General features: G+C 72.1%; 9 protein-coding genes. 3 read left to right on the top strand and 6 right to left on the bottom strand.

Features of this window, described 5'->3' with window-relative positions:
- Positions 1 to 860: LysR family transcriptional regulator (locus ACFUN8_RS27390; RefSeq protein ID WP_383642898.1), on the bottom strand; the 860-nt coding region annotated here is incomplete at its 3' end.
- A 73-nt stretch (positions 861 to 933) separates the two neighbouring features.
- On the opposite strand from ACFUN8_RS27390, the gene ACFUN8_RS27385 reads away from it, so the two are divergent.
- Positions 934 to 2004: a DMT family transporter gene (locus ACFUN8_RS27385; protein WP_383642895.1), complete on the top strand. Its 1071-nt coding sequence runs from the start codon at positions 934 to 936 to the stop codon at positions 2002 to 2004.
- On the opposite strand, the gene ACFUN8_RS27380 is transcribed toward ACFUN8_RS27385, so the two are convergent.
- Positions 1995 to 3326 carry an aminotransferase class I/II-fold pyridoxal phosphate-dependent enzyme gene (locus ACFUN8_RS27380; protein WP_383642893.1) on the bottom strand — a complete coding sequence of 444 codons (1332 nt, stop codon included), beginning with the start codon at positions 3324 to 3326 and terminating at the stop codon, positions 1995 to 1997. The genes ACFUN8_RS27385 and ACFUN8_RS27380 overlap by 10 nt on opposite strands.
- Before the next feature lie 35 nt (positions 3327 to 3361).
- Between ACFUN8_RS27380 and ACFUN8_RS27375 the strand changes: the two genes are divergently transcribed.
- The gene (locus ACFUN8_RS27375) at positions 3362 to 4042 is read left to right on the top strand and encodes a pyridoxamine 5'-phosphate oxidase family protein (protein ID WP_383642890.1); all 681 of its coding nucleotides are present in this window, start codon (positions 3362 to 3364) and stop codon (positions 4040 to 4042) included.
- Between the two features lie 25 nt (positions 4043 to 4067).
- Here ACFUN8_RS27375 and ACFUN8_RS27370 read toward each other — a convergent pair whose 3' ends face one another.
- The 3 genes from ACFUN8_RS27370 to ACFUN8_RS27360 all read right to left on the bottom strand — a co-directional run bounded on the left by ACFUN8_RS27370 (position 4068) and on the right by ACFUN8_RS27360 (position 6873).
- Positions 4068 to 5051 (bottom strand): DMT family transporter, encoded by a 984-nt coding sequence (locus ACFUN8_RS27370; RefSeq protein WP_383642887.1) that lies wholly within the window; start codon positions 5049 to 5051, stop codon positions 4068 to 4070.
- A gap of 161 nt (positions 5052 to 5212) precedes the next feature.
- A complete protein-coding gene (locus tag ACFUN8_RS27365; protein WP_383642884.1) occupies positions 5213 to 6238 on the bottom strand; it encodes a DMT family transporter in 1026 nt (341 codons plus the stop codon).
- Positions 6239 to 6321: 83 nt separating this feature from the next.
- Positions 6322 to 6873, bottom strand: coding sequence for a Clp protease N-terminal domain-containing protein (locus tag ACFUN8_RS27360; protein WP_383642881.1), 552 nt, complete (start codon positions 6871 to 6873; stop codon positions 6322 to 6324).
- 235 nt (positions 6874 to 7108) lie between these two features.
- On the opposite strand from ACFUN8_RS27360, the gene ACFUN8_RS27355 reads away from it, so the two are divergent.
- Positions 7109 to 7303, top strand: a complete 195-nt coding sequence (locus ACFUN8_RS27355) for a hypothetical protein (protein WP_382567638.1) — start codon at positions 7109 to 7111, stop codon at positions 7301 to 7303.
- 105 nt (positions 7304 to 7408) lie between these two features.
- On the opposite strand, the gene ACFUN8_RS27350 is transcribed toward ACFUN8_RS27355, so the two are convergent.
- Positions 7409 to 8044, bottom strand: a complete 636-nt coding sequence (locus ACFUN8_RS27350) for a PadR family transcriptional regulator (protein WP_383642878.1) — start codon at positions 8042 to 8044, stop codon at positions 7409 to 7411.
- Positions 8045 to 8169: the final 125 nt, after the last annotated feature.

Genomic DNA, 8169 nt, shown 5'->3' with positions numbered 1-8169 from the left:
GCCCTGATCGACGGGCGGCGGTCGGCGTCGGCGCGCCACACCGCGTACACATGCCGGAACATCTTCTGCCGTACGGGCACCACCACGACGTTCCCGGGCAGTTGCCCGCGTCCGAGTCTCGGCGCGACACAGACCCCCAACCCGCCGCCGACCAGCTCCAGTTGGGTGTGCTGCTCACCGGCCATGTGCTCGATCCGCGGCTCGATCCCCTTCGAGCGCAGCGTGAACACCAGCCACTCGTGGCAGAACTCGCCCGTCGGCCAGGACACCCACGAGTCATGGGCGAACTCCTCCAGATCGACGTCCCGCCGGTCCGCCAGCGGGTGATCGGCCGGCATCGCCACATCGGCGGCGTCCTCCAGCAGCGACGCGGTCGCGAGCCCGCCGGGCACCGGCAGCCGTTTGTTGTTCCAGTCGAGTACGACGGCGAGATCGAGATCGCCCCGCAGGACCTGCCGGATCGCGCCGTCGGGCTCCAACTCCAGTGAGCGCACCCGCAGATCGGGATGTGCCTTGCGCAGCGAGGCGAGCGCGACGGGGAACAGGCCACGGGCCGCCGTGGGGAACGCGGAGAGCCGCACCTCGCCGACCGCCTGACCACGCTGCGCCTCGATGTCCGACTGCGCGAGTTCCACCTGGGAGATGATCCGCGCGGCGTGGTCGGCGAGCAGCCGTCCCGCGTCGGTGAGCCGGACGCCGCGTCCGTGCTTGGTGAGCAGTTGCTGGCCGACCTCCCGCTCCAGTTTGGCCAGCTGCTGCGAGACGGCGGACGTGGTCACATGGAGCCCGTCGGCGGCGCCGCTCACCGAGCCGTGCCGGGCGAGCGCGTCCAGGATCCGCAGTCTCTCCAGATTCAACATGTAAGCGATGCTACGCGAACGGGTCGAGATATTCTCGCTTGTCCTAAGAGGTCGCGAGCCTCATCGTTGCCGTATGAGCACAGCGACCCCGCCCCGCACCGGGCGCACCGGATCCTCCGCCACCCCCTCCCGCCGCACTCCGATCGACTGGCGCATCCGGTTCGGCGTGCTCTCGCTGATCTGGGGCTTCAGCTTCCTGCTCATCAAGGTCGGCACCCAGAGCTACGCGCCGTTCCAGGTGACCTTCGGCCGGCTGTTCTTCGGCACGGCGGTCCTGGCCGTCGCGATAGCCGTACGGCGCGAGCGGCTGCCCCGGGGCCTGCGCACCTGGGGCCATCTCACGGTGGCGGCGTTCATCCTCAACGCCGTGCCGTTCTCGCTCTTCTCCTACGCCGAGCTGACCATCCCGTCGACGCTCGCCGGCATCTGCAACGCCACCTCACCGCTGTGGGGCATGCTGCTCTCGCTCGTGGCGCTGTCCGAGGACCGCCCCACCCGGCGCCGGGTCGGCGGCCTGGGTCTCGGCTTCATCGGCGTGCTGACCGTGCTCGGCGCCTGGCAGGGCTTCTCCGGGCTGGACTTCACCGGTACGGCCATGGCCCTGCTGGCCTCGCTCAGCTACGCCGTCGGCTGGGTCTATGTGCGCCGTACGCTGGCGGGCAACGGCAGCTCGCATCTCTCGCTCACCGGGGCCCAGTTGTTCATGGCGACGCTGCAACTGGCGGTGGTCACACCGCTGTTCACCGATCTGCCGACGTCCTTCCCGGTGGTGCCGCTGCTCGCCGTGGTCGCGCTCGGCAGCCTGGGTACGGGCCTGGCCCTGCTGATCCAGTACGGTCTCGTGGCCGAAGTGGGTCCGACGACCGGTCAGATGGTCACGTACTTCGTCCCGGTCATCGCGACGGCCGCCGGTGTGGCCGTCCTCGACGAGCCGCTGCACTGGAACACCCCGGTCGGCGCGGTCATCGTGCTCGTCGGCGCCGCGCTCACCCAGAACAGGAGCAGCGGCTCGCGCACCGCGCACACGTCCGAACCGAAGCCGGAGCCCACCCCGACGCCCACGTCGACGCCCGCGCCCGCGACCAGGGCCCCGGTCCCGGTCCTGGCCTCAACTCCCGCCCCGCTCACCGCGGATCAGCCGTAGCTCCGCGCCGGCGCGGCCCCGGCCGCGTCGGCCAGCGCGTCCGCGACCGCCTCGATCTCCTCTCCCGTCAGGGCCGACACCGTCAGCCGTACGGCGGGCCCCGTCGCCACCCGGAAGCGCGCGCCGGGCGCGACCGCCCACCCCGCGTGCAGCAGCCGGGCCACCGCCCCGGTCTCCTCGGCCACCGGTACCCACACGTTCATCCCGCTCCGTCCGTGCGCCTCGACCCCCCGCCGGGCCAGCGCCGTCACCAGCGCGTCACGCCGCTCGCCGTACGAACGGGCGACGTCAAGGGTGTCGACCGCGTCCGTCGTCCACAGCTCCACGACCGCCCGTTGCAGCAGTCTGCTCACCCAGCCGGGCCCGAGCCGCTGACGGCCCGTCACCCGGTCGACGGTCAGGGCGTCCCCGGTCAGCACGGCCAGCCGCAGATCGGGGCCGTACGCCTTCGCCGTGGACCGGACGAGCACCCAGCTGTCCGTCACGCCGGCCAGCGGATGGAGCGGGAGATCGACGATGCGGTGCCCGTGGTCGTCCTCGATGAGCAGTACGTGGGGGTGGGCCGCCAGCACGGTACGCAGCTCCCGCGCACGGGCCCGGCCGACGGCCGCACCCGTCGGGTTCTGCGCCCGGTCGGTCACGACGACCGCCCGCGCCCCGGCCCGTAGCGCCCGCTCCAGCTCCGCCGGCAGCGGCCCGTCGTCGTCCAGCGCCATCGGCACCGGGCGCAGCCCGAGCGCCGGCACCAGGTCGAGCAGGGCGCCCCAGCCCGGGTCCTCGACGGCGACGGCGTCGCCCGGCCGCAGGTGCGCGGCCAGTACGCGCTCGATCGCGTCCAGCGAGCCCGAGGCGACGGCGACCGGCCCGTCGGGCACACCGTCCTCGTCCAGCCCGGCGCGGGCGAGCCGGGCCAGCTCCGGAAGGACGGCCGCGTCCCCGTACCGCCCCGGCCGCTCCGCGTGATCCCGCGCGGCTGCCGCGAGCGCGTCGTGCAGCGGCGGCAGCAGCGCGGGATCCGGGTTGCCGTCCGACACCTCCCGTACCCCCGCGGGCGCCTCGACCCGGATCGAGCCGCGCGACGTACTCGACGGACGCGCGCGTACACGGCTGCCCCTGCGGCCCGCCGTCTCGATGACACCCCGGTCGCGCAGGGTGCGGTACGCGGCGGCCACCGTATTCGGATTGACCCCCAGCTCCAGCGCCAACTCCCGCAGCGGTGGCAGCGGTTGGCCGGGCGCCAGCTGTCCGGCGCCGATCCCCCGCTCCACGCTCGCGGAAATCTCGGCGGCACGCCGTCCTTCGATCCGATACTCTCCTAGCACAAAGTGAACTATGCACTAGTACATAGGAGAACGCAATGCCGGAGCCCACGTCCTCCCCCTCCGCCGCCTACCGCCCCACCGACCGCACCGTCCCCACCCGCTCCGCCGACCGCGCGTCGTACGACCGCGAGCTGGTGCACGGGATACTCGACGAGACGTATCTGTGCCATCTCGGATTCGTCCGCGACGGCGCGCCGGTGGTCCTCCCCACCCTCTACGCACGGGTCGGCGAGCGGCTGTACGTCCACGGGTCCACCGGCTCCCGGCCGCTGCGGATGGCGGGCGACAAGAAGGACCCCGGACTCGCGGTCTGTCTGACGGTCACCCATGTCGACGGTCTGGTGCTGGCGCGCTCCGCCTTCCACCACTCGATCAACTACCGCTCCGTCGTGGTGCACGGCACCGCGTACCAGGTGACCGATCTCGACGAGCGGCGCACCGCGCTGGACGCCGTCGTCGACCATGTGGTGCCCGGCCGCTCCTACGACTCGCGGCCCGCGAACGCCAAGGAGCTGGCGGCGACCGCCGTCCTGAGCCTGGACCTCGCCGAGGTGTCCGCCAAGGTCCGCACCGGCGGGCCGAACGACGAGCCCGAGGACCTGTCGCTCCCCCACTGGACGGGTGTGGTGCCCGTCGTACGCGGACACGGCACACCCGTGCCGGCCGACGACCTGGACCCGGCCGTCGGCCTGCCGGACTATCTCTCCGTGCTCTGACGCGTGCGCCCGCCGCGCGGCGGGGTCACACCAGGACCGCCGCCTTCCGCCGGTCCGACGCGAGGCGCGCCTCGGCCGTGCCGAGCCCCATCACGGCGGCGAGCAGGAGCAGCGTCCCCACCACCGTGGCGGCGGTCAGCCGTTCATCGAGCAGCGCGACCGCGATGACCGCCGCGCTCACCGGCTCCAGCAGCATGATCACGGAGACCGTCGCGGCGCGTACGACCGCGGCGCCCGCGAAGTACAGGGCGTACGCGAGGGCCGTCGGGACCGCCGCGACGTACAGCAGCAGCCAGAGCACCTGGGCCGGTTCGGCCGTGTGCGGCAGCAGTCCTTCGGCGGCCGCGAGCGGCACGACGCACAGGGCCGCGACGGCGAACGCCCAGGCGGTGGTGGCGAGCGCGTCGGCCTTGCCGCCGTCGCGGCCGAGCCGGCGGGTAAGCAGGGTGATCGCCGCGTAACCGGCCGCCGACACCACGGCGTACGCGACGCCCAGGGGTCGTACCGTCGCCCCGTCTCCGCCGAGTACCAGGACGGCGAGGCCGGCGAGAGCGCCGACGACGGCGAACAGACCGCTGCCGCCGAGCCGTTCGCCCATGGTCAGCCGCGCGCCGAGCGCGATGAGCACGGGTCCGGCGCCGAGGGTGACCACGGTGCCGACGGCGAGTCCGGTCTCCTCGACGGCGGCGAAGTACGCGCTCTGGAAGACGGCGAGGCCGACACCCGTACCGAGCACGCGGATGAGCCGGCGGCGGCGCGGCTCGGCGGCGGTCTCGGGCGTGACGGCCGTCGCGGCGCGCCTACGGCGCAGCGCCAGTGCCCCGAGCAGCAGAACGAGCCCGCCGACGCAGCGCCAGAAGGAGAGGGAGAGCGGACCGATGTCGCTGACGCGGTAGACCAGCGAGGCGGCGGCGCCGGCGGTCCCCCAGGCGACACCGGCGACGACGAGATAGAGGAGGCCGCGCCCGACGGACAGGCCGGGAGCAGCTTGAATTGCGGAAATCGACACGTGACTTCTCCGTGTGAAGAACGGGTTGGTGGTCGCTCACTGCGTCTCGCGGGCAGCGACGAGCCGCTCGGGGACTGCCCGAGCCCGGTCTTCGTCAGCGGAGGGCCGCCCGCGGTCAGACGGCGGGAGGCGGAAGTACGGTCAATCGCATGATCGGCAGCCTACGTCGCCGTCCGACCGGCGGACAACCCGTCCTCCTCGTCGACCACTTCGGCCACGTCGCCCACCTCGGTGCTCAGCAACTCCGTGTCGCCCACTCCCCCGGCCCGCGCCGTCGGCGTGGACGTCTGGGCGATGAACGCACCGACGAGCACCACGAATCCGCCCAGGATCTGCGGCGCCGACAGGTGCTCGCCCAGCAGGACCCACGCCAGCACGGTCGCGATGACCGCTTCCAGGCAGGCGACGACCCCGGCCACCTGCGGCGAGAGCCTTCGTACGCTGACCACGCCCGTGCCGTACGCGAGCACGGTCGCCACCAGCACGATCCAGCCGAGCAGCAGCGGCGCGGCGACATGCGAATCACCCATGTCGACTCCGCCGGCCAGCAGCGACCAGTCCATCCCCCAGGGCCGGGCGACGACGGTGAGGACGAGCGTGCCGATGAGCAGCCCGTAGGCGATGACTCCCAGTGGATCCACGGCCTCGGCCGGGTCCGCCGGGTCGCCGCCCTGGTCGGAGAGGAGGAAGTAGCCGACCTGGCAGCAGGCCGCGCAGAGCGCCAGCAGCAGGCCGATCACATCGAAGGAGAGCCCGGCCCACACCTCGACCACACAGGCGAGTCCGCCGACGGCCAGGACGACACCGACGGCGGCGGCGCGGGTGACGGGCCTGCGCCGGACGAAGCGCACCCAGAGCAGGACCAGCGCCGGTGCCAGGTATTCGACGAGCAGCGCGACACCGACGGGGATACGGGAGAGCGAGGCGAAGTAGAAAGCCTGCACGCCCGCGACGGCGAACAGCCCGAAGCCCGCCAGCAACGCGGGCCTGCGGCGGACCAGATCGCGGTGGCGCCAGGCGAGCGGCAGCATCACCAGCGCGGCTCCCGCGACCCGGAGCCAGACCACATGGAGTGGGTCGAGCCCCGCCTCGATCAGCGGCTTGGCCGCGACACCTGATCCACCGAACGCGAAGGCCGACAAGAGCGCGAGTCCCAGGCCGACGCTTCTCCCCTGAGACGCGTGCATGGACACATCATGTCAGTCGACGTCAGGAGCTTCAGCACTTTTACGCCTGTCGAGACGAGCCGCTACTGTCGGATGGAACTTGCTCACACTCCGTGAGACGCGTCCGCGATACGGCTGGTCAGTACCCGCGCGTCCACCCCGGCCCGCTCAAGCACCTCGACCGCGCGGCAGGCGTGGTCGGACGCGAGCGCGGTGAGCAGGTCGAGACCGCCGGCGCGCGGCTCGCCGCGCCGCCGGGCGCGTTCGACGGTGCCCTCCAGCACGGTGACGGCCGACGGCGACCAGCCGGGAACCGCGGGCGCCGACACGATCGGGACCGAACCGGACTCCTCCACCGTCCCCTGCCAGCGCAGCCCGTAGCCGATGCTCCGCTGGACGAGATAGCCGAGAACGCGGGCGACCTGCGGCCCGCCGTCGAACGCGGCGCGCACCTCGGAGTCCGACTCCAGGAGCGAATGGAGGAGATGGGCGGTGTCGATCTGCCGGTCACCGTCGCGGTGGGCCCTCCTGCGCGCTCCCGACACGACGGCCGCGAGCTCGGCGGAGAGTCCGGCGTCGATGTCCGCGCGGATCGATACGGCGGAGACAACGTCCGAATCGGACTGTTCGGGCAACCACGGGGTAGGGCTCTGCACTCTTTCACCTCATCACCCGGCCGGCGGGTGGGGCATCCCCGGTGGGGAGCATTCGAGCATCCCACCGAAGTCGTGCACAGCTGTGCGATCTCTCCTCCTTACGAATGAGATCCGGCGTCGACACGCGGCGGGGGCGCGCGCCCCCTTGCCTCACGCCTCGCACGCAACCGTCACGCGGGACCGCTCGTCCCCTTGGTACAACGATGTCGCGACGAGACCGCCGGGAGCAGATCCGATGTGCTGGATGGTCGCCCTGCTCGCCGTGGACGGACAGCAGTACGTGTACCGCGTGTACGCACCCGCCGACGCCCTGCGCGGTGATGTCTTCTGGGCCGCGTTCCACTGCCACGACGAGGGACCGCACCCCCGGGCGAGCGACCGTTTCGACTCGGCGGAGTTCTGGCAGCTCCTGCCCGCGGCCCGGTCATGACGAAGGGGCCCCGTGACGATCTCGATGATCGTCACGGGGCCCCGCTCCCGTACGGCACTCGTGGCCGTACGCCCCCCGTCGGCAGCCCCCGTCGGCCGGTTCGGTTCAGTCGGTCTTCGGGGCCGAGTCCTCGTCGGCGAGGATCAGATAGAGCTTCTTGCGGGCGTCGTTGATGACGGCGAGAGCCTTCTGACGCTGGTCGGCGGAGCCGGTCTTCCAGACCTGTCCGAACGCCTCCATCAGACCGAAGCCGGCCTGCCGGATCTCGTTCATCGTGTCCCAGTCGACACCGCGCCCGGCCTCTTCCCACGGGGCGTCGGGTCCGGATTCGGCCTCGGCGCGACCGGCCTCGGTCAGCGTGAAGAGGTTCTTCCCACCCTCGCTCCGGCTGACGATGAGACCCTCGTCCTCCAGCAGCTGGAGGGTCGGGTAGACCGAGCCGGGGCTGGGGCGCCAGGCGCCTCCGCTGCGCTCGCCGATCTCCTGGATCATCTCGTAGCCGTGCATCGGCCGGTCCTTCAGCAGCGCCAGGATCGACGCGCGTACATCGCCGCGCCGCGCCCGGCCCCTGCCTCCGCCGCGGCCTCGGCCGCCGCCTCCGAAGGGCCCGCCGAACGGCGGTCCGAAGTTCGGCCCGAACGGCCCGAAGGCCCCGCGCCGCCCTTCCGAGTCGCCCCGGCCTCGATGGCCGGGCCCGCACTGCCCATGTCCGTGATCGTGTTCGTGTCCATGTGAACGCATCGCTACGCTCCTTCCATCGATGATCAGTCGCGAATCTATCGCGATGGGTCAACGATATATCGGAACAGTTCGTTGGGCAACACCTTTCGGGGCCGGCCGTCCCGAATTGGCCTTGGCCTGCGGCT

This window comes from Streptomyces sp. NPDC057307 (assembly GCF_042667665.1).
Taxonomy (GTDB): Bacteria; Actinomycetota; Actinomycetes; order Streptomycetales; family Streptomycetaceae; genus Streptomyces.
This window is presented reverse-complemented; position numbering and strand designations above follow the sequence as displayed.